Annotated in this window: 27 protein-coding genes, 4 tRNA genes and 1 pseudogene; 20 read left to right on the top strand and 12 right to left on the bottom strand. The window is 65.4% G+C overall.

All coding sequences use genetic code 11. The features are described from left to right. Window positions 1–246 precede the first annotated feature (246 nt). The 3 genes from AB0L58_RS23090 to AB0L58_RS23100 all read right to left on the bottom strand — a co-directional run bounded on the left by AB0L58_RS23090 (window position 247) and on the right by AB0L58_RS23100 (window position 1,702). Window positions 247–480, bottom strand: a complete 234-nt coding sequence (locus AB0L58_RS23090) for a hypothetical protein (protein WP_364389573.1) — start codon at window positions 478–480, stop codon at window positions 247–249. Between the two features lie 145 nt (window positions 481–625). Next, complete coding sequence (locus AB0L58_RS23095; protein WP_364389575.1) at window positions 626–862, bottom strand: hypothetical protein; 237 nt, start codon at window positions 860–862, stop codon at window positions 626–628. 222 nt (window positions 863–1,084) lie between these two features. Continuing rightward, on the bottom strand, window positions 1,085–1,702 hold the full coding sequence (locus AB0L58_RS23100) for a TetR/AcrR family transcriptional regulator (protein WP_364389577.1): 618 nt from the start codon (window positions 1,700–1,702) through the stop codon (window positions 1,085–1,087). An 81-nt stretch (window positions 1,703–1,783) separates the two neighbouring features. Between AB0L58_RS23100 and AB0L58_RS23105 the strand changes: the two genes are divergently transcribed. After that, window positions 1,784–2,818, top strand: a complete 1,035-nt coding sequence (locus AB0L58_RS23105; RefSeq protein WP_364389578.1) for an aldo/keto reductase — start codon at window positions 1,784–1,786, stop codon at window positions 2,816–2,818. Window positions 2,819–2,869: 51 nt separating this feature from the next. Here AB0L58_RS23105 and AB0L58_RS23110 read toward each other — a convergent pair whose 3' ends face one another. From AB0L58_RS23110 to AB0L58_RS23125, 4 genes are all read right to left on the bottom strand, one after another. Beyond that, window positions 2,870–7,063 carry a bifunctional nitrate reductase/sulfite reductase flavoprotein subunit alpha gene (locus AB0L58_RS23110; RefSeq protein ID WP_364389579.1) on the bottom strand — a complete coding sequence of 1,398 codons (4,194 nt, stop codon included), beginning with the start codon at window positions 7,061–7,063 and terminating at the stop codon, window positions 2,870–2,872. A gap of 151 nt (window positions 7,064–7,214) precedes the next feature. Beyond that, window positions 7,215–7,928 carry a demethylmenaquinone methyltransferase gene (locus AB0L58_RS23115; protein ID WP_364389581.1) on the bottom strand — a complete coding sequence of 238 codons (714 nt, stop codon included), beginning with the start codon at window positions 7,926–7,928 and terminating at the stop codon, window positions 7,215–7,217. A 175-nt stretch (window positions 7,929–8,103) separates the two neighbouring features. After that, window positions 8,104–9,246: a glycosyltransferase family 1 protein gene (locus AB0L58_RS23120; RefSeq protein WP_364389582.1), complete on the bottom strand. Its 1,143-nt coding sequence runs from the start codon at window positions 9,244–9,246 to the stop codon at window positions 8,104–8,106. Between the two features lie 89 nt (window positions 9,247–9,335). Continuing rightward, on the bottom strand, window positions 9,336–9,818 hold the full coding sequence (locus AB0L58_RS23125) for a DUF3592 domain-containing protein (RefSeq protein WP_364389584.1): 483 nt from the start codon (window positions 9,816–9,818) through the stop codon (window positions 9,336–9,338). A gap of 40 nt (window positions 9,819–9,858) precedes the next feature. Between AB0L58_RS23125 and AB0L58_RS23130 the strand changes: the two genes are divergently transcribed. Then, on the top strand, window positions 9,859–10,365 hold the full coding sequence (locus tag AB0L58_RS23130) for a DUF2505 domain-containing protein (RefSeq protein ID WP_364389585.1): 507 nt from the start codon (window positions 9,859–9,861) through the stop codon (window positions 10,363–10,365). A gap of 48 nt (window positions 10,366–10,413) precedes the next feature. Here AB0L58_RS23130 and AB0L58_RS23135 read toward each other — a convergent pair whose 3' ends face one another. The 3 genes from AB0L58_RS23135 to AB0L58_RS23145 all read right to left on the bottom strand — a co-directional run bounded on the left by AB0L58_RS23135 (window position 10,414) and on the right by AB0L58_RS23145 (window position 12,625). Next, entirely contained in the window at window positions 10,414–10,851 is a 438-nt protein-coding gene (locus AB0L58_RS23135) for a VOC family protein (RefSeq protein WP_364389586.1), read from the bottom strand. A 78-nt stretch (window positions 10,852–10,929) separates the two neighbouring features. Further along, window positions 10,930–11,343, bottom strand: coding sequence for an AraC family transcriptional regulator (locus AB0L58_RS23140; protein WP_364389587.1), 414 nt, complete (start codon window positions 11,341–11,343; stop codon window positions 10,930–10,932). 1 nt (window position 11,344) lies between these two features. Then, the gene (locus AB0L58_RS23145) at window positions 11,345–12,625 is read right to left on the bottom strand and encodes a geranylgeranyl reductase family protein (RefSeq protein ID WP_364389588.1); all 1,281 of its coding nucleotides are present in this window, start codon (window positions 12,623–12,625) and stop codon (window positions 11,345–11,347) included. 287 nt (window positions 12,626–12,912) lie between these two features. Between AB0L58_RS23145 and AB0L58_RS23150 the strand changes: the two genes are divergently transcribed. Beyond that, complete coding sequence (locus AB0L58_RS23150) at window positions 12,913–13,920, top strand: polyprenyl synthetase family protein (protein WP_364389589.1); 1,008 nt, start codon at window positions 12,913–12,915, stop codon at window positions 13,918–13,920. A 228-nt stretch (window positions 13,921–14,148) separates the two neighbouring features. Continuing rightward, window positions 14,149–15,024: a zinc metalloprotease HtpX gene (htpX, locus tag AB0L58_RS23155; RefSeq protein ID WP_364389591.1), complete on the top strand. Its 876-nt coding sequence runs from the start codon at window positions 14,149–14,151 to the stop codon at window positions 15,022–15,024. A 26-nt stretch (window positions 15,025–15,050) separates the two neighbouring features. Here htpX and AB0L58_RS23160 read toward each other — a convergent pair whose 3' ends face one another. Beyond that, window positions 15,051–15,515 carry a MarR family winged helix-turn-helix transcriptional regulator gene (locus tag AB0L58_RS23160; protein WP_364389592.1) on the bottom strand — a complete coding sequence of 155 codons (465 nt, stop codon included), beginning with the start codon at window positions 15,513–15,515 and terminating at the stop codon, window positions 15,051–15,053. Between the two features lie 126 nt (window positions 15,516–15,641). Here AB0L58_RS23160 and AB0L58_RS23165 point away from each other — a divergent pair, with 126 nt between their 5' ends. Beyond that, the gene (locus tag AB0L58_RS23165; RefSeq protein WP_364389593.1) at window positions 15,642–16,637 is read left to right on the top strand and encodes a nitroreductase/quinone reductase family protein; all 996 of its coding nucleotides are present in this window, start codon (window positions 15,642–15,644) and stop codon (window positions 16,635–16,637) included. 55 nt (window positions 16,638–16,692) lie between these two features. Here AB0L58_RS23165 and AB0L58_RS23170 read toward each other — a convergent pair. Next, window positions 16,693–16,775, bottom strand: a tRNA-Tyr gene (locus AB0L58_RS23170). A gap of 206 nt (window positions 16,776–16,981) precedes the next feature. Here AB0L58_RS23170 and AB0L58_RS23175 point away from each other — a divergent pair. From AB0L58_RS23175 to AB0L58_RS23245, 15 genes and pseudogenes are all read left to right on the top strand, one after another. Continuing rightward, window positions 16,982–17,473, top strand: coding sequence for a YajQ family cyclic di-GMP-binding protein (locus AB0L58_RS23175; RefSeq protein ID WP_062983802.1), 492 nt, complete (start codon window positions 16,982–16,984; stop codon window positions 17,471–17,473). Window positions 17,474–17,654: 181 nt separating this feature from the next. Next, window positions 17,655–17,727, top strand: a tRNA-Thr gene (locus tag AB0L58_RS23180). Window positions 17,728–17,801: 74 nt separating this feature from the next. Beyond that, window positions 17,802–17,877 (top strand) — tRNA-Met (locus AB0L58_RS23185). Window positions 17,878–17,920: 43 nt separating this feature from the next. Continuing rightward, a complete protein-coding gene (rpmG, locus tag AB0L58_RS23190) occupies window positions 17,921–18,091 on the top strand; it encodes a 50S ribosomal protein L33 (protein WP_011211653.1) in 171 nt (56 codons plus the stop codon). A gap of 265 nt (window positions 18,092–18,356) precedes the next feature. Beyond that, window positions 18,357–19,415 carry a fused (3R)-hydroxyacyl-ACP dehydratase subunits HadA/HadB gene (locus AB0L58_RS23195; protein ID WP_364389622.1) on the top strand — a complete coding sequence of 353 codons (1,059 nt, stop codon included), beginning with the start codon at window positions 18,357–18,359 and terminating at the stop codon, window positions 19,413–19,415. Between the two features lie 232 nt (window positions 19,416–19,647). After that, window positions 19,648–19,720, top strand: a tRNA-Trp gene (locus AB0L58_RS23200). Window positions 19,721–19,749: 29 nt separating this feature from the next. Continuing rightward, window positions 19,750–20,133 carry a preprotein translocase subunit SecE gene (gene secE, locus AB0L58_RS23205; RefSeq protein ID WP_364389595.1) on the top strand — a complete coding sequence of 128 codons (384 nt, stop codon included), beginning with the start codon at window positions 19,750–19,752 and terminating at the stop codon, window positions 20,131–20,133. Window positions 20,134–20,240: 107 nt separating this feature from the next. Beyond that, window positions 20,241–21,020, top strand: a complete 780-nt coding sequence (gene nusG / locus AB0L58_RS23210; RefSeq protein ID WP_364389623.1) for a transcription termination/antitermination protein NusG — start codon at window positions 20,241–20,243, stop codon at window positions 21,018–21,020. 107 nt (window positions 21,021–21,127) lie between these two features. Continuing rightward, window positions 21,128–21,562: a 50S ribosomal protein L11 gene (gene rplK / locus AB0L58_RS23215; RefSeq protein ID WP_364389596.1), complete on the top strand. Its 435-nt coding sequence runs from the start codon at window positions 21,128–21,130 to the stop codon at window positions 21,560–21,562. Window positions 21,563–21,640: 78 nt separating this feature from the next. Further along, complete coding sequence (gene rplA / locus AB0L58_RS23220) at window positions 21,641–22,354, top strand: 50S ribosomal protein L1 (RefSeq protein ID WP_354960268.1); 714 nt, start codon at window positions 21,641–21,643, stop codon at window positions 22,352–22,354. 187 nt (window positions 22,355–22,541) lie between these two features. Continuing rightward, window positions 22,542–23,075, top strand: coding sequence for an NADPH-dependent FMN reductase (locus AB0L58_RS23225; RefSeq protein WP_364389597.1), 534 nt, complete (start codon window positions 22,542–22,544; stop codon window positions 23,073–23,075). Window positions 23,076–23,158: 83 nt separating this feature from the next. Further along, window positions 23,159–23,422, top strand: coding sequence for a type II toxin-antitoxin system HicA family toxin (locus AB0L58_RS23230; RefSeq protein ID WP_364389599.1), 264 nt, complete (start codon window positions 23,159–23,161; stop codon window positions 23,420–23,422). Between the two features lie 241 nt (window positions 23,423–23,663). Continuing rightward, window positions 23,664–24,203, top strand: a complete 540-nt coding sequence (gene rplJ / locus AB0L58_RS23235; protein WP_364389600.1) for a 50S ribosomal protein L10 — start codon at window positions 23,664–23,666, stop codon at window positions 24,201–24,203. Window positions 24,204–24,267: 64 nt separating this feature from the next. Beyond that, on the top strand, window positions 24,268–24,648 hold the full coding sequence (gene rplL, locus AB0L58_RS23240; RefSeq protein ID WP_364389602.1) for a 50S ribosomal protein L7/L12: 381 nt from the start codon (window positions 24,268–24,270) through the stop codon (window positions 24,646–24,648). A 230-nt stretch (window positions 24,649–24,878) separates the two neighbouring features. Next, window positions 24,879–24,986, top strand: a pseudogene (locus AB0L58_RS23245) (ABC transporter ATP-binding protein); the annotation flags it as partial.

Below are 24,986 nucleotides of genomic sequence, written 5' to 3' on the forward strand. Positions count from 1 at the left end.
AGTGCTGGTGAGGTGTAGCTGTGGGCGAGCGTTTGCGTGTGAGCCATGGGCGCAGCGGGGCGTGGCGCGCGGCGGAGCTGATTGCTGGCGAGGCGCAGCCGAGATCGGCTCTGAGCGCACGATTTTCACTCTGTACGGCGGAATCCGCACAGATCGGCGGGCTCGGACCAGGCTGACTCCTGGCCGACGTGTGACTGCCGCGCCGTTCAGGTGCGGGCGCGACCTGGCAGCGATGGACGTGGTGGATCAGTACCCCGGCTCGGCATCGCGATCGTCGTCGAGCGGCACCGCGATCGACTGTTCGACGATATCGGCCGGATTGGCGTCGAAGGCATCTCGATCGACCACCGCCGCGAGATCGCGTTCGGCGCTGCCGTAGGTCGTGTCGTCATCGGCGTCGGGGTAGGCGGGGGTTTGCTGCTCGACGTAGTCGGCTTGGGCAACCTCGTCCAGAGTGCGGGACGTGCTTGGATCGGTCATCGTTCATTCCTCTCCGCGCGTGCTTTTCGGCTGGGTACCCGATGCTCTGCCGAGCGAACTCCAGGTGCTGCGGGAATCACAGCGCAGGCCGACGGTCCAACACTGTTGAGAATGCTCCTAGTCGGGCCGCTCGGCAACCCACCTGCTACTCGCCATCAACCGGACCCGAACCATTGGCCGGGAATTCGACCAGCGCGAGTGTGCGGCCCGCCATGAACCGCGCCGTCCGCACCGGGACGCCTGTCCGCGTTACCTCGCTGACCTCGACCACGCCACGTGCGATGCGCACCTCGACCTTGCGCCCGGCCCGTGTCGCGGCCACTTCATAACTGCGAGACCCGTCGCCGAAATCGACAACGATCTCTACCCGATCGCCCTTCATCTACCAATTCTCCGCTTTTCCAGCACTTTTCGCCGCTACGACTTCATTGCGATGGCCGGCTGCGAAAAAACCTCGCGCGGCATCGGACAACCCGGACGCGCGCGGGCCGGATCACGACACCAATGAATTCCATTGGCACGCGCCGTCTCTGAATCAAGATCAGGTGGAAACTGTGGCGGCATCGCCCGAGAAGCGAGCGCCACCAGTGCCACCTGATCTTGATCATGGCGTCTTCGTGAAGATGCCGGCGGCGGCGGCTCGGGTGGCTGCTGCGGCGGCGGTGCGGGCGGCTTCGTCGTCGATCGGGTCGCCGCTGGCTAGGAGGCGGTAGTAGAGGGGGGCTGAGACGGCGGTGAGGACGGCGCGGGCGTCGGTGGTCGCGGGGATTTCGCCGCGGGTGATGGCGGCCTCGACACAGGGAGCCCATTCGGTGAGGCGGATGTCGTAGAAGCGGCGTAGGGCGGCCGCGGCGGTTTCATCGCAGGTGGCGGCGGCGATGACGGCTTGGAAGAGCTTGCCTTGGCGGGGGTCGGTGAGGGTTTTGGCGACCAGGCGGGCATTGGCGGTGAGATCGCCGAGTAGAAAGCCGGTGTCCGCGTGCGGCAGTGACTGTTCGGCCATATCGACGAGCAGGTCGGCGACGAGTCCGGTGGAGTTGCGCCAGCGTCGGTAGGCAGTGGTCTTGCCGACCTCGGCGCGCGCCGCGACCTCGGTCAGATCCAGCTGGGCGAAACCGCGCTCGGCGAGTAGGTCGCCCGCCGCCCGCAACACTGCCTCGCGCACGCGCGCGGTGCGCCCACCGGGGCGAACCGAGCCGGGGACGACATCGTCCAACTCCATAACGGAACTCCAGTTTCATTTAAGCCAGGACGGGTGTATGGTTCGAATATTAACGGAACTATAGACCCTTTAGGAGTCACGATGGAGTACCGACGGCTCGGCGCATCAGGTCTGCTCGTCCCGGCGCTGAGTTTCGGCGCGGGCACCTTCGGCGGGCGCGGTGAGCTGTTCAGCGCGTGGGGCGATACCGATGCGGAGCAGGCGCGCCGACTGGTCGATATCAGCCTGGATGCGGGCGTCACCATGTTCGATACGGCCGATGTCTATTCCGATGGCGCCTCCGAGGAGGTACTCGGTGCGGCCATCAAGGGCAGGCGCGAGCAACTGCTCCTGTCCACCAAGGCGAGCCTGCCGACCGGTCCCGGTCCGCTCGACGCGGGTTCCGGCCGTTCGCGCCTGATCAGCGTGGTGGAGGGTTCGCTGCGCCGGCTCGGCACCGACCACATCGACCTGTTCCAATTGCACGCCTTCGACGCGCACACTCCGGTCGAAGAAGTCCTTGCGGCACTGGACGATCTGGTCCGCGCGGGCAAGATCCGCTACCTCGGCGCCTCCAACTTCGCGGGCTGGCAGCTGATGAAATCCCTTGCCGCGGCGGACCGGCATGGCCTGACCCGCTACGTCGCCCATCAGGTCTACTACTCGCTCGTCGGGCGCGACTACGAATGGGAGCTCATGCCGCTCGGCCTGGACCAGGGCGTCGGCGCGGTGGTGTGGAGTCCGCTCGGCTGGGGCCGGTTGACCGGGAAAATCCGCCGCGGCCAACCACTTCCGGAAGGCAGCCGCCTGCACCGGACCGCCGAGGCGGGCCCACCGGTCGATGACGAAAAGCTCTACGACGTGGTCGACGTCCTCGACGAACTCGCCGCCGAGACCGGTAAGTCCGTCCCGCAGATCGCGCTCAACTGGCTGCTGCGTCGTCCGACGGTGTCTACGGTCATCGTCGGCGCACGCAATGCGGAGCAGTTGCGCCAGAACCTCGGCGCGATCGGCTGGGAACTCGACGCCGACCAGATCGCCCGCCTGGACAAGGCCAGTGCGGCAACTCCGGCGTATCCCTACTATCCGTACCACCGGCTGCCGGACTTTGCGCGGCTGAATCCGCCCGCGGTGTGAGTCCGATCGTCTACTCGGAATCCGCCGGGAATGGGCGCTCAGGCCAGCCCCTCAGTACACGTCGCGAACGTATCGCTTCTCGGCCACCAGCTGCTTCCGGAACGCCAGCGCCCCGTCCTCGTCGAGCTTGCCGTGGATCCTGGCAATGGCCAGCAGGGTGTCGTCGACATCCTTGGCCATGCGCGCGGCATCACCGCACACATAGAAGTGCGCGCCCTCGCGCAGCCAGGACCACAGCTCGGCACCGTGCTCGATCATCCGGTGCTGCACGTAGACCCGCTCGCGCTGGTCGCGGGAGAAGGCCAGATCGAGTCGGGTGAGGAAGCCAGAGCGGAACATATCCTCCAATTCCGCTCGGTAGTAGAAGTTCTGGGCGGCATGCTGATCGCCGAAGAACAACCAGTTGCGGCCGGTGCAGCCGAGGGCACGGCGCTGCTGCAGGAAGCCGCGAAACGGCGCGATGCCGGTGCCGGGGCCGACCATGACCATCGGGGTGGTCGGGTCGAGCGGCGGTCGGAAATGCGGTGCCCGCTGCAAGAAGATCGGTACCGCGGATTCGGTGGCGTCGGCGCGGTCGGCGAGGAAGGTCGAGCACACCCCGCCGCGCCGTGCGGCGGAGCCGGTCGCGGCCGGATCGCCGTACCGGACGACACCGACGGTGAGCTGCACCTCGTCCGGACTGACCAGCGGACTCGACGAAATCGAATACTGTCGCGGCTGTAGCTTTTTCAGCGTGTCGAGCCATTCGACGAGATCGGCGCGCACCGGGAAATCGCGCAGCACGTCGACGGCCTGCCGGTCCCACAGATAGTTGTCGAGTTCATTGCGATTATCGCGGCGCAGCAGTTTGGCCAGCCGATTGTTGGGATTGCGTTCGGCGATGAAGGTGAGCAGATCGTGGCTGACCTTCGTGATGTCGTACCGGGTCCGCAGCGCCTGGGCCAGCGGCAATTCCTGGTCGTCGAGCTCGATGATCCGACCGCCGTCCAACCCGGTCGCCCCGAGCCATTCGGCCACCATCGAATCGGCGTTCGTCGGCCAGACCCCGAGCGAATCGCCGACCTCGTAGTTCGCTTTCAGCCCGCGCAGGTCGAAACCGAATTGGCGCACTTCCTTCGGCGATCCCGTATGTGACAGCGGTTCATTGCGCACCAGCGGTGCGGTCACCGGTGCGTTGCGGGTGAACGGTGCCGGTCCGGCGGTCTGGGTCCCGACGGTCGGTGCGACCCGGGTCAGCACCATCGTGGCGCCGCCGGACCGCTCGGGCATCCGAGCTCCGCCGGGACCGGGCGAACCCGCCTCGGGTGCACCGCCGTCGAGTGCGGCAAGCACGTCGTCGAGCCAACGTGCCGCCGCTTCTTCGTAATCGGGTTCGCTGTCGACGCGAGCGAGCAGCCGGGTGGCCCCGCGTTCGGCCAGTTTCGCGTCCAGTTTGCGACCGTGGCCGCAGAAGTCGTCATAGGAGGAGTCGCCGAGCGCGAATACCGCGTACCGCATGCCGGTCAGCCGGATCGCGCTGTCGTCCAGTCGCTCCCAGAAGTCGGTGCCGTTATCCGGCGGACCACCGTCGCCGAAGGTGCTGCTGATCACCAGCACGTCGCCGGTGAGTTCCTGGAGTTCGCACGAATCCATATCGATCAGCCGCGGCGCGAAACCGGATTCGGCCAGGCGCGCGGCCGTCGCCGCAGCGAACTCTTCGGCGGTGCCGGTCTGTGAGGCCCACAGCACCGTGATGGGACGGGCGGGTGGCTCGTCGGGAATATCGTGGGCGGGCGCGGATGCTGTTGCCGCACTGCGCGAATACATGCCGGCCAACAGTCCATCGATCCACAACCGACTGTTCCCGGCCAGCGGTGCGGATTCGGGCAGCACCGGTTGCCCCGTCACCGGAATGGATTGCAGCGCCGAGAGATATCCGGCGAGATAGATCCGTTCGGTCTCACTGAGTGTCGGAGCCGTGCCCGCGTCGAGCCCGAGCATGACCGCAAGCGGGTGCGGGGTCTGCGAGCCGTTGTGCACGGCAGCTCCGGCCGCGGGGCTTTCGGCCACGGACGCTTCCGGCATCACCGCGACCCGCCGCAACGACACCGCGCATGCCTTGAATTCGGGCTGCAACGAGTCCGGATCCACCGCGTCATTGGTCACGGCATTGATCGTCAGATATTCGCCCTGCTCGTCATTCCAATGGAAGGGCGCGAAACAATCACCGGGCCGAACCCGGTCGCTGATCCGCACCGGAAGCACTGCTCGCCCACGCCGGGAGGCGATTTCGAGCTGGTCAGCCGCCGTGACCCCGAGCCGTTCGGCATCTTCGGGATGCACCTCGACGAACGGCTGACCGGTCAACCTGGTCAGCTTGTCGATCTTGCCGGTCTTGGTCATGGTGTGCCACTGATGCTGCAACCGGCCGGTATTGAGCATGAACGGGTAGTCGTCGTCGGGCATCTCCGCCGGTGCCAGATGCGGGCGTGGCCAGAACACCGCGCGCCGGCTCGGTGTCGCGAAGGCCAGCCGGGGCTGGTGCCCGGCATCGTCGACGAAAAGTTCCTGGCTGACACCGTCATTGCGGTATCGGATCGGGTTGCGCGTGCGGTCGGGCGCCGCGCACGGCCACTGCATCGGCCCCTCGCGCAGCCGCTCGTAGCTCATCCCACGCAGGTCGTATCCGGTGACCGGATTGGCGAACCGCTTGATCTCGTCGAATACCTCCGCGCTGGAGGAGTATTCGAAACCCGCGAAGCCCATTGCCGTGGCGACCTGCGCGATGAGCAGCCAGTCCGGGCGGGCATCGCCGATCGGATCCACCGAGCGCTGCAGCAGAGTGACATTGCGCTCCGAATTCACCATCACCGCATCGGCCTCGGCCCACAGCGTGGCGGGCAGCAGTATGTCGGCATAGGAGTTGGTGGCCGTATCGGTGTAGGCGTCCTGCACCACGACCAGCTCGGCCGCCTCCAGCCCGCCGATGACCGTCTTCCGATTGGCGACGGTGGCAACGGGATTGGTGCAGATGATCCAGGCGGCCTTGATCGGTCCCTCGGACAGCTGGCGGAACATTTCGATGGTGCCCGGTCCGGCCTCGGTGCGCAGCGTGCCCGGCTCGACACCCCAAGCGGTCTCCACGAAGCTGCGATCGGCAGCGGAGAGCAGGCTGCGCTGTCCGGGCAGACCCGGCCCCATATACCCCATTTCGCGCCCGCCCATGGCATTCGGCTGACCGGTCAACGAGAACGGCCCGCTGCCCGGACGACAGATCGCTCCGGTGGCGAGGTGCAGGTTGCAGAGCGCGTTGGTATTCCAGGTGCCGTGGGTGGACTGGTTGAGTCCCATGGTCCACAGCGACATCCATTCGTCGGCTTCGCCGATCCAGCGCGCGGCTGTGCGGATATCGTCCTCGGCCAGCCCGGTGATCGCGGCGACCCTCTCCGGTCGGTAGTCGGCGAGGAATTCGGGCATTGCCGCCCAGCCCTCGGTGTGTTCGGCGATGAAGTCCGCGTCGATATCACCGTTTTCGACGAGCAGGTGCAGCAGCCCGTTGAGCAGGGCGAGATCGGTGCCCGGTGCGATCTGCAGGAACAGATCGGCTCGCGCCGCGGTGTCGGTGCGCCGCGGATCCACCACGATCAGCTTCGCCCCCGCCTTGACCCGGTCGATCATGCGCAGATAGAGGATCGGATGGCAGTCGGCCATATTCGCGCCGATCACGAAGAACAGATCGGCGTGTTCGAAGTCGTCATAGGAGCCGGGCGGTCCGTCCGCGCCGAGCGACTGCTTGTAGCCGGTTCCGGCGCTGGCCATGCACAGCCGGGAGTTGGCCTCGATGTGCTTGGTCCGCAGATACCCCTTGGCCAACTTGGTCGCCAGGTACTGCGCCTCCAGTGACATCTGCCCGGAGACGTACAGTGCGATCGCGTCCGGTCCGTATTCGTCCAGGATCGCCCGCAGCCGGGTGGCCGCCTCGTGCACTGCCTCGTCGACGGGCATGGGTACCGGCACCTGACCGCGCTCGGGTCGCCGGTACGCGGTCTCTATCCGCCCCGGCGCGGCCATCAACTCCTGGTGGGTCGCGCCCTTGGTGCACAGGCGGCCCGCATTCGTCGGATGCAATTTGTCGCCGCGCACCTTGGCGATGACCGGCGCACCGTCCGCGCTCGCGCGGGTCTCGACGACGATGCCGCAGCCGACGCCGCAGTACGAGCATGCCGTTCTCGCGGTGCTCGCGCGATCAAAGCCTGCATCGGTCATGCCACCGATCATGCGCATCGCCGATTGCGGCCGATTTACCCAACGTTATCGGTAGATGACAATTGACCTCACCGCGGCGAACCTCCTCCGTGAGGTGTGGCGTGTGCCACGAAAATAGGCCGCGACCAGGTGCTCAACCCAATCCGGCGGCTCAGCCCATTTTGTAAGCGCGGTGCAGCGCGACGATGCCGCCGGTCAGGTTGCGCCACTTCACCGACGACCAGCCCGCATCGGCGATCCGCAGCGCCAACTGCCGCTGATTCGGCCAGGCCCGGATGGATTCGGCGAGGTAGACGTAGGCATCCGGATTACTGCTCACCGCCACCGCGACCTTCGGCAGCGCCTTCATCAGGTACTCCAGATAGATGGTGCTGAAGACGGGCACGATCGGTGTGGAGAACTCGCAGACCACCATCCGCCCGCCCGGCTTGGTGACCCGCAGCATCTCGCGCAGGGCGGCATCGGTCTCGGAAATATTGCGCAGGCCGTAGGAGATGGTCACCGCGTCGAACGAGTCGTCGGCGAACGGCAGTGCCGTCGCATCGGCGGCCACCTTCGGCACATTGCGGGATTTGCCCGCGGCGAGCATGCCCTGGGAGAAGTCGGCCGCCAGGCACCAGGCACCGGATTTCGCCAGGTCCAGCGTCGATATGCCGGTGCCCGCGGCGAGGTCGAGCACCCGCTCACCCGGCCGCGGCGCCACCGCCTTGCGCACCGCCCAGCGCCAATATCGGTCCTGGCCCAAGGAGATGACGGTGTTGGTCAGGTCGTACCGCTTCGCGACCCCGTCGAACATCGACGCGACCTCGTGCGGCTGCTTGTCCAGCGAAGCCCGAACCGGTTCCCGCTGCTCTGTTTTCGCCACGCCCCGAACCTACCGCGCGACCTACCGCGCGTAACACATGCCGGGCGAGACTCCCGCGCCGGACTGGCCCAGACAATCCGTGCCACCATGGGTGTGCCGGAATTTTCCGTGGTCACACCCGCCACCTGGCCGGAATCAGCAGCCGGAGGTCGCGAAACTCACAGGCGCGAGCCGATCACGCGGTGTGCGGCAACCGGGTCCGAATTCCGGTGACGTCGGCGTAGTGGCCCAGCAATTCGGTGCAGGTGGCGGGCCAGGTCCGGTGCAGCACGGATTTGCGGGCGGCCGCGGCGAATCGTGTCCGCAATGCCGGATCACCAAGCGCCGCAACCGCACTGGGGAGCAGTTCGGTGAAGCGATCCACCGGAAGTAAGTAGCCGTTGCGGCAGTGCGCGATCAGATCGCGCGGTCCGCCCGCATCCGGACCGATCACCGGAACCCCGGCGGCCAGCGCCTCCTGCACGCCCTGGCAGAAGGTCTCGTGCTCGCCGGCGTGCACCATCACATCCAGGCTCGCGTACGCCTGCGCCAGTTCGTCGCCGCCGAGTTCACCGGTGAAGATCGCGGTGGGCATCATCCGCGCCAACCGGGCCCGCTCCGGCCCGTCCCCGACGATCACCAGTTGGATCGCCGGATCATGTGCCAGCACCGCGAGCCGCTCCACATGCTTTTCCGGGGCCAGCCGCCCGACAAAGCCCACCAGTAGCTTGTCCTGCCCCGATAACCAGGAGGCCCGCAGCTCCGGCCGCTTCGCCGACGGCGTGAACCGGCCGATATCGACACCGCGACCCCAGCGGTGCACACGCGGAATGCCGTGCTGTGCCAGATCCTCGGCGGCCGCGCGTGACGGTGCCAAGGTCCGGGTGGCGCCCTCATGAATCCGTCGCGTCCAGGCCCAGGCCGCCCGACTCGCCAGCCCCAGTCCGTAACTCTTCGCGAATCCGGCCACATCGGTCTGATAGATCGCGACCGTCGGCAGATCCAACCGCATCGCCGCACCGAGACCACCGGCGCCGAGCAGGAAGGGCGAGGCCAGATGCACGACATCGGCATCGAATTCGTCGATCGCGGCGGTGATTCCGGGCTGCGGCAGGCCTACCGGCAGCGAACTGACCCGCGGCACCATCACCGCAGGCACCAGATGCACCGGGAACCGTTTGTAGACCCGTGGGGCCGCGGGCAGCCCATACGGCGTATCCGGCGCGATCACCAGCGCCTGGTGCCCGTGCTGATCCAGGTGGTCCAGCACCCTGAGCACAGAATTGACGACGCCGTTCATATTCGGCAGGAACGACTCCGAAACGATGGCCACTCGCACCATCCCAGGTTGACCCGCGCAACGCGCCACGCCGTCACGTCGAAATGACCGATACGCAAAGATCCGGCGAACTGTCGGGGCTGCTCGACTCAGGCGGCGCCGGCCGCCGCACGGGGTCCGTTCACCGGGCCCGGCGTGCGGCGCTGTGCCCGCAGCAGGAGCCACATTGTGGGCAGCGCGATCGCCCACACCACCAGAATCACCGACAACGCGGGCTGGATCGCGACCCGCACATCACGCCCGGCCACCCGCACCAGATCCGGATCCTTGCGGCTGTACTCCACATTGATCCGCTCACCCGCGGTGAGGTTGGTCGGATACAGCACCCCGACCTTCGGATTGTGCGTCTTCCCGTCCGGTGTGACATAGATGACCGCCGAACGCAGCCGCCCGGCCGAGAGCACTTCGGCGGAGGTCACACCCTTGTCGGAGCTGATCAGATAGTCGTTGCGCCAGGCGGCGAGCACCAGCAGCACGACGAGGGCGCTGAGGAAGACGGCCGCCGTCAGTACCCCGATCCTGGCCCGCCGCAGGCGGTTCGAACGCCTTTCAGACTGGCTGGTTTCCGACACCACAACAGGCTACTTGCCCCCTCCGATACCGTGTGCGCCCATGTCCCGAAAATTCAGCTTCACCGTGCCCTACACCGTCCCGGTCGAAGATCTTCACCGGGCACTCACCAACGATGACGTCTGGCTGTCCCGGTTCGCCGGTGCGGAGACCGCCACGCTCGACCTTTCGCATCCGCAGGGCGCGGATACCATCCGGATCCATATGACCGAAAAAGCAAGTGATGACAAAGTTCCCGGCATCGTGAGCAAGGTACTCAAGAGCGAATTGGTGCTCTCGCGCACCGACAATTGGCAGGCATTGGACGGTGAAATCGCCAAGGGCACCTTCGAGGGTGCCACCGGCGGCGTCACCAGTGAAATGTCGGGCACCTATGAACTGCGTCCGACTGTCGAAGGTTCCGAAATAGAGGTCGTCGGCACCATACAGGTCAGGGTTCCGCTGGTCGGCGGTGCCATCGAACCGCTCGCCGAGCAGTTGCACCAGCGGGTGCTCAAGAGCGAGCGCAAACATATCGAGGAATGGGTCGCCGCGCAGGCGAGCGCCTGACCGGTCCCCAACGCCCCGGCGCAGGCCGGGGCGTATCGGGTGCGTCGGCTATCCGGCGAGGTCCGCCGGGTTGAATTCCTTCGGCTCCACCAGCACGAGCCAGTTGCCGGAGTTGTCCCGGATGATCGCCTCGGTGCCGTAGGGCCGTACGGCGGGCGGCTGAATGAACTCCACACCCTTGGCTGTCAATTCCTCGAAGGTTTTCTGGCAGTCGTCGGTCTTCAGGCCGAGTGCGCCGTGGGTGCCGTTGGCCAGGGACCGGCGGATGGCGTCGGCGAGATTCTCATCCAGCGGCGGTCCCGGAATCATCAGGGTGACTTCGAGTTCGGGATGATCCGGATGCGCGACGCTGACCCAGCGGAATCCGTTGTCACCCATCGTCACATCGCTGGTCTCGACGAACCCCAGCTTTTCGGTGTACCACTGCTTGGCCGTGTCCTGGTCGGTGACGTACACAGTGACCAGCGAGACATTCGTAACAGTCATGCCCAAAGGCTAGGAAACGCGTCGACCTGAACGCTTCTCCGAAATTGCTGAGCTGTGCGAACCGCTGAGCCGAGCGACTCAACCACGCGGCTTGCGATCCGAGAGCCCATGCATGAATACATAACAGCCCGGAATCCGCGGCGCCCCGTCCGCGAATTTGGCCTGATACTCCGACGGGGTCACCCCGACCAACTGCCGGAACTTACTGCTGAACGACCCGAGACTGCTGTACCCGACCAGCATGCAGACCTCGGTTACGGTGAGGTTGGTGGCCCGCAGATAGTCCTGTGCTCGCTCGATCCGCCGCTGCGCCAGATATGCCGCGGGTGTCACGCCATAGACGGCCGCGAACGCCCGCAGGAAGTGATACTTCGAAACCCCTGCGGCAGCGGCCAATTCGTCCAGATTCAGCGGCTCGGCATAGTTTCGGTCCGCGAGATCGCGCGCCCGCCGCAGGTGCGGAAGCAGGTAGAGCGCGGGTAATCCGGTCATCTCAGGTGAAGGGCGCGAGTTCGTCGAAGCGGTAGGACGCCCGGCCCGCGGCTCGCCAGGCCCTGGCCGTCAGATCCAGATCCTCCTCGGTGACCAGATTGCCCATTACCCGAACCGCGGTGCGCTGCAGATACTTCGACCGCATCACCGGAGGCCCGCCCATCGGCACCATCCGCGGGTGGGTCGCCAGTCCGGCGATCCGCCGCGCGACCGAGAACGTCCGCCCGTAGCGAGCACGCAGCAGCTCCGGCCACACCGTCGTGAGATCCGGTTCGTCCAGCAGTTCGGCGAGCATGTGCCCGCCCTCCAGGCCGTAATCGATGCCCTCGCCGTTGAGCGGATTCACACAGCCCGCGGCATCGCCGATCAACACCCAATTGCGCCCCGCGATATTCGATACCGCCCCGCCCATCGGCAGCAGCGCGGAGGCCACGGCCCGCAGCGAACCCTCGAACTGCCACTCCTCGCGGCGCAGCGAGGTGTAGTGCTCCAGTAGCGGTTTCAACGCGATATGCGAGGGTCGCTTTTCGGTGGCCAGCGAGCCGACGCCGATATTCACCTCGCCATTGCCCAGCGGGAACACCCAGCCGTAGCCGGGCACCAAGTCGCCCTCGGCATTGCGCAGCTCCAGATGCGAGGTGATCCACTGGTCGTCGCTGCGCGCGGATTCGATGTAGGCGCGGGCCGCGGTGCCATAGGCGTAGCGCCGATGCCAGGTGCGTCCGAGCAGTTTGCCGATCGGGGAGCGGACACCGTCGGCGACGACGAGCGTCTTGCATCCGATCGAATGGGTGCCATTCGACGTCTGCACCGTCACACCGGTGACGCGGTCACCCGCCCGGATGACATCGATCACTTTCGTGCCATCCAGCATCCGGGCCCCGGACTTCACCGCTGTCTCACGCAGCTTGTCGTCGAGTTCGGTTCGGGGAACGGCACTTCCATACGTTGGGAAGGAACCTCCTGGCCAGGGCAGCACGGCCTCGCGACCGAAGCCCGTCAGCCGCAGGCCGTGGTTCACGGTGTGCGCGCGTAGCCAATCGCCGAGCCCGAGGTGTTCCAATTCGGCGGTCGCGCGCGGGGTGAGTCCATCGCCGCAGGTCTTGTCGCGTGGGAAGACGGCGGAATCGGTGAGCAGGACATCGCGGCCGGCCCGTGCGGCCCAGGCGGCGGTGGCCGAACCGGCCGGCCCGGCACCGACCACGAGCACTTCGGTTTGTGTGGGAATCGCGCGCTGCGTCTCCCCGTCCCCGGCCGCGGGGGTGGCATCCGGTGAACCCATGCGCTCAATACTTGCAGGAGCATTCCGTTCGTGTCGATGGAGCCTGCCCGCGTCGCAGACCATGCGATCGATGAGGTCGGAAAACAATATGCGACAGTGTCTGATACACCGCATAGTGACGGTGTTCATGGGCCGCGCGGCGGGGACACGCTAGGTTCTCTACCGTGGGGTCGGACGCATCGCTGGGAGAAGAGATGAGCACATCGGCAATGAGCGAGCGAAGCGAGCGAATCAATGACACAGCGTGCTTCACGAACAGCGGAGCCGAGCGCCAGCGAGGCGGAGCTGTGAGTGATGAAAGCACGGTGGTGGCCGGAGTCGATCTCGGTGACACCGAGCTCGCGGAGACCGTGCGCAATGGCCTCATCGATGTCGAAAAACTCCTGATCGACGAGCTGTCCGACGGCGAGCTGTTCCTACAGGAGGCGGCGCTGCACCTGGCCAAGGCTGGGGGGAAGCGATTCCGCCCGTTGTTCACCATCCTCACCGGCCAGCTCGGTCCGCGCCCGACCGATCCGGCGCTGATCACGGCGGGCACGGTGGTCGAACTGGTGCACCTGGCGACGCTCTACCACGACGACGTCATGGACGAGGCCCCCATGCGCCGCGGCGCCCCGAGCGTGAATTCGCGCTGGGGCAACAGCATTGCCATCCTCGCCGGTGACTATCTCTTCGCGCATGCGTCCCGACTGACCTCGACCCTCGGCCCGGATGCGGTGCGGATCATCGCCGAAACCTTCGCCGAACTGGTCACCGGTCAGATGCGGGAAACCATGGGCGCGCGCGAATCCCAGGACCCGGTCGAGCATTACCTGCGCGTGGTCTGGGAGAAGACCGGCTCGCTGATCGCCGCCGCCGGACGTTTCGGCGGCACCTTCTCCGGCGCCGACGCCGAACATGTCGAGCGGCTGGCCCGGCTCGGCGACGCGGTCGGTACCGCGTTCCAGATCTCCGACGACATCATCGACATCTCCTCGGCGGCCGAACAGTCCGGCAAGACGCCGGGCACCGACCTGCGCGAGGGCGTGCACACCCTGCCGGTGCTGTACGCGCTGCGCGATGAGGGCGTCGAGGGGGACCGCCTGCGCAAACTGCTTGCCCACCCGCTGCAGACCGATGACGAGGTGGAGGAGGCGCTGTCCCTGCTCGCCCACTCCCGCGGCATGGTGCTGGCCAAGGAGAAGCTGCAGGGCTACGCCGACACCGCGCATGCCGAACTGTCCGCGCTGCCGTCGGGCCCGGCCAACGACGCCCTGGAGCGCCTGGTCCGCTACACCATCGAACGCGTCGGCTAGCGGTCGGCCGAGCTGGCAAGCTCACATTTCGATCCGGAACCTTTGCTCAGACCTCGGCGTTGACCAGGTGTAATGCAATCGGGTGAGATCGTGGCAACGCGATGATTTCGTGAGCACATGGGTAACTCGCCGGGCACGCCCAGAACCTGTCCAGGCAACTCGACGCAGGACCTGTGACCAAGTCTCGCGGCACCGAATCGTATGGCCTGAATACGCGGAGAGGCGGACATGCACGGGTATGCGAATGGGCTGAAGACGTTCGGGCTCATGGTCGGCCTCTCGGCCTTGATCGTGTTCGTCGGGGCGATGTTCCGCAGCCCGATGATGTTGTTCCTGGCGATCCTGCTGGCCGTGGGTATGAATGCCTACGCCTATTTCTACAGCGACAAGATCGCGCTCAAAGCCATGCACGCGCAGCCGGTCAGCGAGCTGGAGGCGCCGGTCATCTACCGCATCGTGCGCGAGCTCGCGACGACCGCGCGCCAGCCGATGCCGCGGCTCTACATCAGCCCGACCAACGCCCCCAATGCCTTCGCGACCGGGCGCAATCCACGCCATGCCGCGGTCTGTTGCACCAGCGGCATCCTGCAGATCCTCGATGAGCGCGAACTGCGTGCCGTACTCGGCCATGAGCTATCGCACGTCTACAACCGCGACATTCTGATCTCGTCGATCGCGGGCGCACTGGCCGCGGTCATCTCCGGCCTGGCCAACCTGGCCTTCTTCGCCTCGATGTTCGGCGGCAACCGCAATGGCGACGGCCCCAATATCCTCGGTGTGATCCTGTTGACGCTGCTCGGCCCGATTGCCGCGACCCTGGTCAAATTGGCCGTCTCCCGCTCCCGCGAATATCAAGCCGACCAGTCCGGCGCCGAGCTGACCGGCGACCCGCTCGCCCTTGCCTCGGCGCTGCGCAAGCTGGAGCGCGGCGTACAGGCCGCTCCGCTGCCCCCGGAGCCGCAGCTCACGGCCCAGTCGCACCTGATGATCGCCAATCCCTTCCGGGCCGGTGAGCGTGCGGCGCGCCTGTTCTCCACGCACCCGCCGATGGCCGATCGCATTGCCCGCCTGGAGGAAATGGCGGGCGGGCCCCGCAACTACTGACCGCGTCGGTCCAACTCGAAACGCGCTCAATCGTGTTCGGCCGCGAGTTCCTGTTCATAGGCACGCAGCGTCGCCACGAACATCCGCCGCTGCTCGGCATCCAACGGCTCGAGCACCTTCCGCCATGCCCGCGCACTACCGCCGAGCCAGGCATTGACCGACTTCTCGTGCGCGGCAGCGATCGCGACGATCGTGCGACGGCGGTCCGTTTCGTCCGAGCGCCGCTCCAGCACGCCCTGACGGCTCAGATCGCCCACCATCAGGCTCACCGTCGTCGGCGCCACCTCCAGCCGCGCGGCCAACTCGTTCACCGTCATCGGCCCCTCGAACACCAGATTCGCCAGCAGTGACAGATGCCGCGGCGCCAGCGAAAACGATTGCAGCTCTTCGGGAACGCGCATCTTCTTGGCCCGCCCCACCACCCGCGGCATGAGCAGCAGCAGGCTCCGAATGCCCTCGTCCACCCCGATGCCAGGCGCGCCCGTTGACATCTCCGCACACCTCCAAATAATCTTTGCCTACAAATTAATTTTGCTTGCAAAGCAAAATTTAATCTCTCTCGCAAGGCTAGTACCAGGGGCCGCCGGTCCGCCCGGCGATCCAGAAGGGCGCAGGTCATGACAGATGCACAGCCGACTCCGGCGGCGGATTTCAATGCGGCGATCATCGAGGAGTTCCGCGCGAATGCGGGGCGGGTCGGCGGGATGTTCGAGGGCGTGCCGCTCATCCTGCTGACGACCGTTGGCGCGAAGAGCGGCCGCGAGCACACCGCGCCGGTTGTCTACTACCGCGACGGCGATCGCCTCTTGATCTTCGGCTCGAACGGTGGTTCCGACACCCATCCGGCCTGGTTCTACAACGTGAACCGGAATCCGGCCGTCACCGTGGAGATCGGCGAAACGGATGGCGTCGCGACCTTTCGGGCGACCGCAACCGTGCTCGAGGGTGCCGAGCGCGATCGGCGCTATGCCGAGCAGGCTGAACGCGATTCGGCATTCGCCGCATATCAAGCAGAAACCGTGCGAGTCATACCGGTGATCGCGCTGTCTCGCGAACGGCGATCCGCGATCGGCCGCCGCGGCGCTATTGTCGGCACGGCGATCGCCGCGACCGCGGTGGCGGGCGTTTCCGCCGCGATCGCCGGATCGGGTGATGAGGCGCCGCGGATGTCACCGCGCGCCGCCGCCATCGGTGACCATCTGCGCACCGTGCACGCACAATTGCGTCGCGATCTCGCGACCGTTCGCACACAACTCGATCAGCCTTCGGATGGCGGTGAAATAACAAGCCTGCCAACAGATCTGCGCAGTCACTGTGTCGCATTCTGTGGTGCGCTGCACGAGCACCACACCAATGAGGACGGTGTTTTCCCGGCGCTGGCCCGTCAGCATCCCGAATTGGCTCCGGTGGTCGAGCGGCTCCGGCGTGAGCACGGTGTCGTCGCCACTGCCATCGCCGAGTTGCAGCAGTTGTCGAACAGCGCCGACCCCGTCCGATTGCGTACCGAATTCGACCGCCTCGCAAATGAATTGGAAACCCATTTCAGCTACGAAGAGGACGAACTGGTGGCGATCCTGAATGCGACCGACCCGGCCACACTTCGACAGCGATGAAATGTCCGGAGAAATGAAAACCCCCGTCGATCATCATGATCGACGGGGGCTCCGGTGGCAGGTGTAGGATTCGAACCTACGTAGGCTTTCACCGACAGATTTACAGTCTGCTCCCATTGGCCGCTCGGGCAACCTGCCGTCGCGCTTCTCGGCGCGCAGTGCAGCTTACAACGAACCCGCACCCAGAATGCAAACCGGCTGGCCATCGGCCGTGCGACGGGACTACGGTCGCGCTCCGGGGTAGAACTGACGGTGACCGGAACCACCCGGATCGTGGCGATTGCTTGCAGGTCGCCGGAAAGGGTCTGCCCAGACCCGTTGGACCGCCAGGACAGGAGCGAAGTGTGGCCGATTCGTCTTTCGATGTTGTCAGCAAGGTCGACCGTCAGGAGGTCGACAACGCGCTGCATCAGGCGGAGAAGGAGCTGAACACCCGCTACGACTTCCGCGGCACCGGCGCGAGCATCGAATGGTCCGGTGAGGACAAGATCGTGCTCAGTGCCGAGGCCGAAGAGCGGGTCAAGGCGGCGCTCGAGGTGTTCAAGGAAAAGCTGATTCGTCGCGATATCTCGCTCAAGGCATTCGATGCCGGTGAGCCCGCGGCCTCCGGCAAGACCTACAAAATCACCGGCACGCTGGTGCAGGGCATCGATACCGAGCATGCGAAAAAAATCTCCAAGAAGATCCGCGACGAAGGCCCCAAGGGTGTCAAGGCGCAGATCCAGGGTGACGAACTGCGTGTCTCCAGTAAGAAGCGCGACGATCTGCAGGCGGTGATCGCACTGCTGAAGGGCGAGGACTTCGGCATCGCACTGCAGTTCGTCAATTACCGGTAGACGCTTGTGGCCGATCCTTTCGGGCGACCTGCACGCAGTCGCTGGCGACCCGCCGCGAGTGTGACCCCAAAAAACCGCTCTGACCACCCGGTTTGGAGGTGCGACCGGTGAGTGTGTAACCTCGTTCAAGACTTCGCCGCGCCGGAGTCCTGAACGTAGGTCACGGTGCGGAGCTAGTCATGCCCCCTTAGCTCAGTCGGCAGAGCGTTTCCATGGTAAGGAAAAGGTCAACGGTTCGATTCCGTTAGGGGGCTCGCCGGATTGCCGGTGGTGACCGACTCGGCATCTCCAAGGTTGGGCGCGGCATCACCAAGCAATGCGACCCCGTGGCGGTGTAGCTCAGTCGGTAGAGCAAACGACTCATAATCGTTGTGTCGCCGGTTCAAGTCCGGCCATCGCTACCAAAAACCGATCAGACCATCTGGTTGACCCGAAAGAAGGAATATCGTGGCCGCGAAGTCCACCGATGTCCGGCCAAAGATCACCTTGGCCTGCGAGCAGTGCAAGCACCGCAACTACATCACCAAGAAGAACCGGCGCAACGACCCGGATCGGCTGGAGCTGAAGAAGTTCTGCCCGAACTGCGGTACCCACCGGGCGCACCGCGAATCCCGCTAGTCCACCACGCGTGCCGCTGCCGCGTTGATTGGCTTCCGGGTTCGTCCCGGATTCTCGGGTCGTGACACTTGCGAGGGCCGGACATATGTCCGGCCCTGACGTCGTTTCACGACTCGAGTGCGGTGGGGGGTTGCGAGCGCAGCGAGTAACCGATCGACACAGCCGCCAAGCGGGCACGACGGAGCCGAGCGCTAGCGAGGCGTAGTCGTGAACGCTCCGTCGACTCCGGGGCTCGGGGTCAGATAGGTACAGTCCTCCCGTGACAATCAACACCGGTACAGACGAAGCGGTCGCAACGGACGAAGAACTCGACCCCGCGGCGCATGCCGCGGCGATGGTCGGTCATCACTACCGTGTCGACGACTACTACGAGGTCGGCCGCGAGAAGGTGCGTGAATACGCCCGCGCCGTGCAGGACTACCACCCGGTGCACTGGGATGAAGACGCCGCGCAGGAGTACGGCTACGACGGCCTGCTCGCCCCGCTCACCTTCATCTCCCTGGTCGGAATTCTGGCCCAGCGCAAACTCTTCGAGCAGATCGTCACGGGCTACGACCTGAGCCAGATCATGCAGACCGATCAGATTCTGGAATTCCACCGGCCCATCAAGGTCGGCGACCAGCTGGTCTGCGATGTCTACCTGCACTCGTTCCGGCAGGCCTTCGGCGGCGACATCATCGTCACCAAGAACATCGTCACCGCGCAGAACGACGAGCTGGTGCTCACCACCTACACCACGCTGATCGGGCGCAGCGGCGGCGATATCGATCCGAACCTGCAGGGCGCGGTTCGCAATGTGCTCATGCACGGCATCGATGAGAACGCCCCCAGCCATCATCCGCGTACCCAGGCCGCCGACGTGCCCGCGACGCCCGCAGTGCGCGCAATCACACCGAGCAAGCACGCGATCAACTTCGGGGATGTCGCCGTCGGCGACGAACTGCCCCCGCGCACCGTCCGGCTGACTCGCGGCGATCTGGTGAACTACGCGGGCGTCTCCGGCGACGCGAATCCGATCCACTGGAGTGACGAGGTCGTCAAGCTGGTCGGACTGGACGACGTGGTCGCGCATGGCATGCTCACCATGGGCCTCGGCGGCGGTTTCGTCACCTCCTGGCTCAGCGATCCCGGCGCGGTCAAGGAGTACAACGTCCGCTTCACGAGCCCGGTCTACGTCGGCTCCGAGGAGCCTGCCGAGGTCGAGTTCACGGGTAAGGTGAAGTCGGTGGATCCGGAGACTCGGACCGCGGTCGTCGCCATCGTGGCGAAGTCGGCGGGTAAGAAGATCTTCGGACGCGCCACCGCGACGGTTCAACTGGCCTGACCTGGTCGATTGACCCTGATTGGCATATGCCGCGGGCGGTAACGTACACTCAGATTTCTGGGGTCACCAGCCGCTGCGCGCTGCTCTGCAAGGGCTGGTTCCAGGTGAATCCGCAAGGATTCGCCGACGGGGCCGGCAACTGCCGGAGTGGCGCGCGTGTTGTGTGACACCAGATAGTTGGACCGATAACTGAATACTGAACAGTGGTTGGACAGATCGATCGTCCAACCGAAGGGGCGTAGCTCAATTGGCAGAGCAGCGGTCTCCAAAACCGCAGGTTGCAGGTTCAAGTCCTGTCGCCCCTGCCCTGGATGCCAGCGACGAAAGGATCGACGTGGTCGACGAGCGGGATACTCGCCACGGCGCGCACGCGGCCGAGGACGATGACACCGCCGCGGTGGCTCGGCCGAGCGGTAAGAGGTCCGCGCGGCGTAGTCGCAGTGCTGATTCGGGTTCGGTCGCCACGATCGATCGGCCCACGTCGACCAAGGCAGCCAAGAAGACCGATCGGGCCGAGCGCAAGACGGGTAACCCGTTCAAGCGTTTGATCAAGTTCCTGCGCGAAGTAGTCGCGGAACTGCGCAAGGTGATCTGGCCCAACCGGAAGCAGATGGTCACCTATACGAGCGTTGTTCTGGTGTTCGTGGTCTTCATGGTCGCGTTCATCAGCGGGTTGGATCTGGCGTTCATCAAGGGTGTCAACTGGCTGTTCGGCTAGCTGATCGCCGCCGACGCCGGTAGCCGACCCCGGGGCGGCGCGTTATACAGCGCGCCCGGTCCGGTACGCAAAGGATGTACGTGACGACACAGGAAGCGAGTGCCCCAGTGAGCACCCCGGAGAACGACACAACCGACGAGTTCCCGGTCGACGACGCGGTGCAGACCGTCGAGGAGTCCGCGGTCGTCGAGGAAGCTGTTGTCGACGAATCCGACGCCGCTGACGCCGAAGTTGTCGAGGCTGCTCCTGTCGATGCCGAACCCGCCGATCCGGTCGCTGAGATGAAGGCCGCGCTGCGGCGCGCCCCCGGTGACTGGTACGTAATCCACTCGTACGCCGGTTACGAGAACAAGGTGAAGGCCAACCTCGAAACCCGCGTGCAGAACCTGGACCTCGAGGAGTACATCTTCCAGGTCGAGGTGCCGACCGAAGAGGTCACCGAGATCAAGAACGGCCAGCGCAAGCACGTCAACCGCAAGGTGCTGCCCGGCTACATCCTGGTCCGGATGGAACTCAACGACGAATCGTGGGGCGCGGTGCGCAACACCCCGGGTGTCACCGGTTTCGTCGGTGCCACCTCGCGGCCGTCGCCGCTTTCCATCGATGATGTGGTGAAGTTCCTGGTCCCGGCCGCGCAGCAGCAGAAGAAGCCGGCCGCCGAGGCCGCCGCAGCGACCACGGCCGCCACCGATATCGCGCCCAAGCCGGTCATCGAGGTCGACTTCGAGGTCGGCGAGTCGGTGACGGTGATGGACGGCCCGTTCGCGACGCTGCCCGCCAGCATTTCCGAGGTCAATGCCGAGCAGCAGAAGCTCAAGGTGCTCGTGTCGATCTTCGGCCGCGAGACTCCGGTCGAGCTGGCGTTCACCCAGGTCGCGAAGATCTAGTTCCGCGGTTTCGGCTCGGGCCGGGACCGCGGGATGAATCGGCCCGGCGTACGGGTTGATTCACCAGGCTTGCAAAGAGCAAGGACACCAAACCCTAGGAAAGAAAGATGCCCCCCAAGAAGAAGAAGCTCGCCGGGATCATCAAGCTTCAGATCCAGGCCGGCCAGGCGAACCCGGCCCCTCCGGTCGGCCCCGCGCTCGGTCAGCACGGCGTCAACATCATGGAGTTCTGCAAGGCGTACAACGCCGCGACCGAGTCGCAGCGTGGCAACGTCATTCCGGTCGAGATCTCGGTATACGAGGACCGGACCTTCGACTTCAAGCTGAAGACCCCGCCCGCCGCCAAGCTGCTGCTCAAGGCCGCCGGTGTGCAGAAGGGTTCGGCCGAGCCGCACAAGACCAAGGTCGCGAAGGTCACCATGGACCAGGTCCGGGAGATCGCCAAGACCAAGCAGGAAGATCTGAACGCCAAGGACCTGGACCAGGCGGCGAAGATCATCGCGGGCACCGCGCGGTCGATGGGTATCACCGTCGAGGCGTGAGTTTCGCACTCGCAATCCCGGTGGGAGGGTCGGCCAGACCCGATAACCACTTCTGAACCACATTAAGGACAGACAATCATGGCAAAACGAAGCAAGGCGTATCTCGCCGCGGCCGAGAAGGTCGATCGCACGCAGCTCTACTCCCCGCTGGCCGCCGCGCGCCTGGCGAAGGAGACCGCGACCACCAAGACCGACGCGACCGTCGAGGTCGCCGTTCGTCTCGGTGTTGATCCCCGCAAGGCCGACCAGATGGTCCGCGGCACGGTCAATCTGCCGCACGGCACCGGCAAGACCGCCCGCGTCATCGTGTTCGCGGCCGGTGAGAAGGCCGCCGAGGCCGAGGCCGCCGGTGCGGACGCCGTCGGCGCCGAGGATCTGATCGAGCGGATCCAGGGCGGTTGGCTGGACTTCGACGCCGCGATCGCCACTCCGGACCAGATGGCCAAGGTCGGCCGGATCGCGCGTGTCCTCGGCCCGCGCGGCCTGATGCCGAACCCGAAGACGGGCACGGTCACCAACGACGTGACCAAGGCCGTCAACGACATCAAGGGCGGCAAGATCAACTTCCGCGTCGACAAGCAGGCCAACCTGCACTTCGTCATCGGCAAGGCGTCCTTCGACGATGCCAAGCTGGTGGAGAATTACGGCGCCGCGTTGGATGAGATCCTGCGTGCCAAGCCGTCGACCGCCAAGGGCCGCTACGTCAAGAAGGTGACGGTTTCGACGAACACCGGACCGGGCATCCCGGTGGACCCGAACCGCACCCGCAACCTCCTCGACGAGGATGCGTAAGTAGCTCCCGAGCTTCGGTAGCTCACCGCGAAGGCTGAATTACCGCAGGAAGTCGAGCAGTACCGCAAAGGGCGGGAACGCGAATCGCGTTCCCGCCCTTTGCACATTCCGGCCGATCGGCGGGTGTCGCTCCAGGGACAGCACCATCGACCGGACTAATTCGCTCGCAGTGGTGGTTGCCCCTGACGTGACCGCCGTTCTGCTCATCTCCGGAAGCACGCGTAGTGCTTCGACCAATACCGCCGCATTGCGCACCGTGGCGGCGATCGCGCCGGAGGGGGTCGAGACCTTCTGGTATGAGGGCTTGGCCGACCTTCCGGCATTCAGTCCCGATGACGACGGAACCGGCCATTCGGCGGTTGTCGCACTGCACGAACACATTTCGCGCGCCGATGCGGTATTGCTCTGCACTCCGGAGTACGCGGGCACACTCCCCGGCAGCTTCAAGAATCTGCTCGATTGGACCGTCGGCACCGCCGACCTCTACGAAAAGCCGACCGCCTTCCTCAATGTCGCCGCCCAGGGGCGCGGTGAGGGCGCGGCTGCGACGCTGACCACGGTGCTGGGCTATGTCGGCGCAATCGTCGACCCGGCAAGCTGCGCTCGCCTGCCGGTGGGACGCGCTGCGGTCGACGCGAACGGCTTGGTCACCACCCCGGAATTCCGCACCGGCGCGCTGGCAGCCCTCGATCTCCTGATCCGCCGAGCCGCGCGCGTCTGATGCCTACGAGGCGGCAATCGAGCCGAGTACCGCGACGCCGAGCGGGCCACCGATCTCACCGGCGGTGTCATGCGGTGTCAGGTATGAAAGTTGTACGCGCCCTTGAAAAGTGGGGCTGGTCGTTGGCTCGCATCAGAGGCAGTCACCACATCGTGCGGCATCCCGATGGGGCGTACCCTTGCCGTCCCGGTACACAGCAACGTGACGTCGCAAAGGGCACTCTGCGGGGGATACTCAACGAGGCCGAGATGTCCGTCGAAGACATCATGAAACTGCTGCAGGCCCCGTTTTGGCAGACGGGGGCGGGTTCGGCTACCCTGGACCGAAGTAATCGACGAGTTCGATGACTACCCAATCCGTTCTACCGAAGACCGTTGGTCGCTGCACCCATTCGGGTGTGGTCGAAGGTCCGGCATCGAGCCGGCGGCCCACGCAGGGAGGACCGAGGCTGGGAATTGATCCGGGCCATGCCCGAGTCGATCACCTATAGCGCCCCGGAACGCTCTGCGTTCGGGGCGTTCGCTTTATCGCCGGCCCCTGGTACTCGGCAGTTCGAATACGAACCGACATCCAGAGAGGAGGCGAAGTATGGCAAAACCCGAGAAGGTCACCGCGGTTGCGGAGATCGTGGAGCAGTTCAAGAGCTCGTCGGCCACCGTCATCACGGAATACCGTGGTCTGTCGGTCGGCAAGATCACCGATCTGCGTCGCGCGCTCGGCGAAGGCGCTACCTACTCCGTCGCCAAGAACACCCTGGTCAAGCGTGCCGCCGCGGAGGCGGGCGTCGAGGGCCTGGACGACTTGTTCGTCGGACCGACCGCCATCGCCTTCATCAAGGGTGAGCCGGTCGACGCAGCGAAGGCCATCAAGACCTTCGCCAAGGACAACAAGGCGCTCATCATCAAGGGCGGGTACATGGACGGCGCCGCGCTGTCCGTTGCCGAGGTCGAGAAGATCGCCGACCTGGAGTCCCGCGAGGTGCTGCTGGCCAAGCTGGCCGGCGCCATGAAGGGCAACCTGGCGAAGGCTGCCGGTCTGTTCAACGCTCCCGCTTCGCAGGTGGCCCGCCTTGCCGCCGCTCTGCAGGAGAAGAAGCAGGCCGAAGAAGGCGCTGCAGCCGCCGAGTAATACCCATGCGGGTGTGCTCAGTGGCTCGCCCTCATAGACAACCAACTACCGAAAGGAAACAACAATGGCCAACGTTGACGAACTGCTCGAGACCTTCGGCAACATGACCCTGCTCGAGCTGTCGGACTTCGTCAAGAAGTTCGAGGAGAAGTTCGAGGTCACCGCGGCTGCTCCGGTCGCCGTCGCCGCCGTCGCCGGTGGTGCCGCTCCGGCCGAGGCCGCCGAGGAGCAGGACGAGTTCGATGTCATCCTCGAGGGTGCCGGCGACAAGAAGATCCAGGTCATCAAGGTGGTCCGTGAGATCGTCTCGGGCCTGGGCCTGAAGGAAGCCAAGGACCTGGTCGAGAGCGCCCCGAAGCCGATCCTGGAGAAGGTCGCCAAGGAGGCCGCCGAGGCTGCCAAGGCGAAGCTGGAAGAGGCCGGCGCCAAGGTCTCCGTCAAGTAATTCGCGAGTAACTCGCCGAACGGGCGGCCCCCATCGGGAGGCCGCCCGTTTGCTTTGTGATGAAGCCTGCGACGGTAATGCGAATATTGCGAGTCATTCGGGGTTACTCTTCGGTCAGGTAAGGGTGTGCCGCGTCATGGTCATGGGATACAGTGACCGCACCCACTGTGACGCGACACACCGTGATACCGAATAGCGCGGTTCGCCGGTGGGTGGCTCGCTGAGAATTTGTGGAGGTTGGCGTGGGCGTCGAGGTCAGGACCGAGGGTGTTACCAAATCCTTCGGTTCACAGCGTATTTGGCAGGACGTCTCCTTGACGCTGCCCTCGGGTGAGGTC

Source organism: Nocardia sp. NPDC052112 (genome assembly GCF_040680135.1).
In the GTDB taxonomy this organism is placed as follows: Bacteria; Actinomycetota; Actinomycetes; order Mycobacteriales; family Mycobacteriaceae; genus Nocardia.

Bases quoted from the DNA above. Each gene is read 5' to 3' on its own strand.
- AB0L58_RS23090 (WP_364389573.1), bottom strand. From the start codon at position 480: ATGACCGATCCAAGCACGTCCCGCACTCTGGACGAGGTTGCCCAAGCC.
- AB0L58_RS23095 (WP_364389575.1), bottom strand. From the start codon at position 862: ATGAAGGGCGATCGGGTAGAGATCGTTGTCGATTTCGGCGACGGGTCT.
- AB0L58_RS23100 (WP_364389577.1), bottom strand. From the start codon at position 1,702: ATGGAGTTGGACGATGTCGTCCCCGGCTCGGTTCGCCCCGGTGGGCGC.
- AB0L58_RS23105 (WP_364389578.1), top strand. From the start codon at position 1,784: ATGGAGTACCGACGGCTCGGCGCATCAGGTCTGCTCGTCCCGGCGCTG.
- AB0L58_RS23110 (WP_364389579.1), bottom strand. From the start codon at position 7,063: ATGACCGATGCAGGCTTTGATCGCGCGAGCACCGCGAGAACGGCATGC.
- AB0L58_RS23130 (WP_364389585.1), top strand. From the start codon at position 9,859: ATGTCCCGAAAATTCAGCTTCACCGTGCCCTACACCGTCCCGGTCGAA.
- AB0L58_RS23135 (WP_364389586.1), bottom strand. From the start codon at position 10,851: ATGACTGTTACGAATGTCTCGCTGGTCACTGTGTACGTCACCGACCAG.
- AB0L58_RS23140 (WP_364389587.1), bottom strand. From the start codon at position 11,343: ATGACCGGATTACCCGCGCTCTACCTGCTTCCGCACCTGCGGCGGGCG.
- AB0L58_RS23145 (WP_364389588.1), bottom strand. From the start codon at position 12,625: ATGGGTTCACCGGATGCCACCCCCGCGGCCGGGGACGGGGAGACGCAG.
- htpX (WP_364389591.1), top strand. From the start codon at position 14,149: ATGCACGGGTATGCGAATGGGCTGAAGACGTTCGGGCTCATGGTCGGC.
- AB0L58_RS23160 (WP_364389592.1), bottom strand. From the start codon at position 15,515: ATGTCAACGGGCGCGCCTGGCATCGGGGTGGACGAGGGCATTCGGAGC.
- AB0L58_RS23165 (WP_364389593.1), top strand. From the start codon at position 15,642: ATGACAGATGCACAGCCGACTCCGGCGGCGGATTTCAATGCGGCGATC.
- rplK (WP_364389596.1), top strand. From the start codon at position 21,128: ATGCCCCCCAAGAAGAAGAAGCTCGCCGGGATCATCAAGCTTCAGATC.
- rplA (WP_354960268.1), top strand. From the start codon at position 21,641: ATGGCAAAACGAAGCAAGGCGTATCTCGCCGCGGCCGAGAAGGTCGAT.
- AB0L58_RS23230 (WP_364389599.1), top strand. From the start codon at position 23,159: ATGAAAGTTGTACGCGCCCTTGAAAAGTGGGGCTGGTCGTTGGCTCGC.
- rplJ (WP_364389600.1), top strand. From the start codon at position 23,664: ATGGCAAAACCCGAGAAGGTCACCGCGGTTGCGGAGATCGTGGAGCAG.
- rplL (WP_364389602.1), top strand. From the start codon at position 24,268: ATGGCCAACGTTGACGAACTGCTCGAGACCTTCGGCAACATGACCCTG.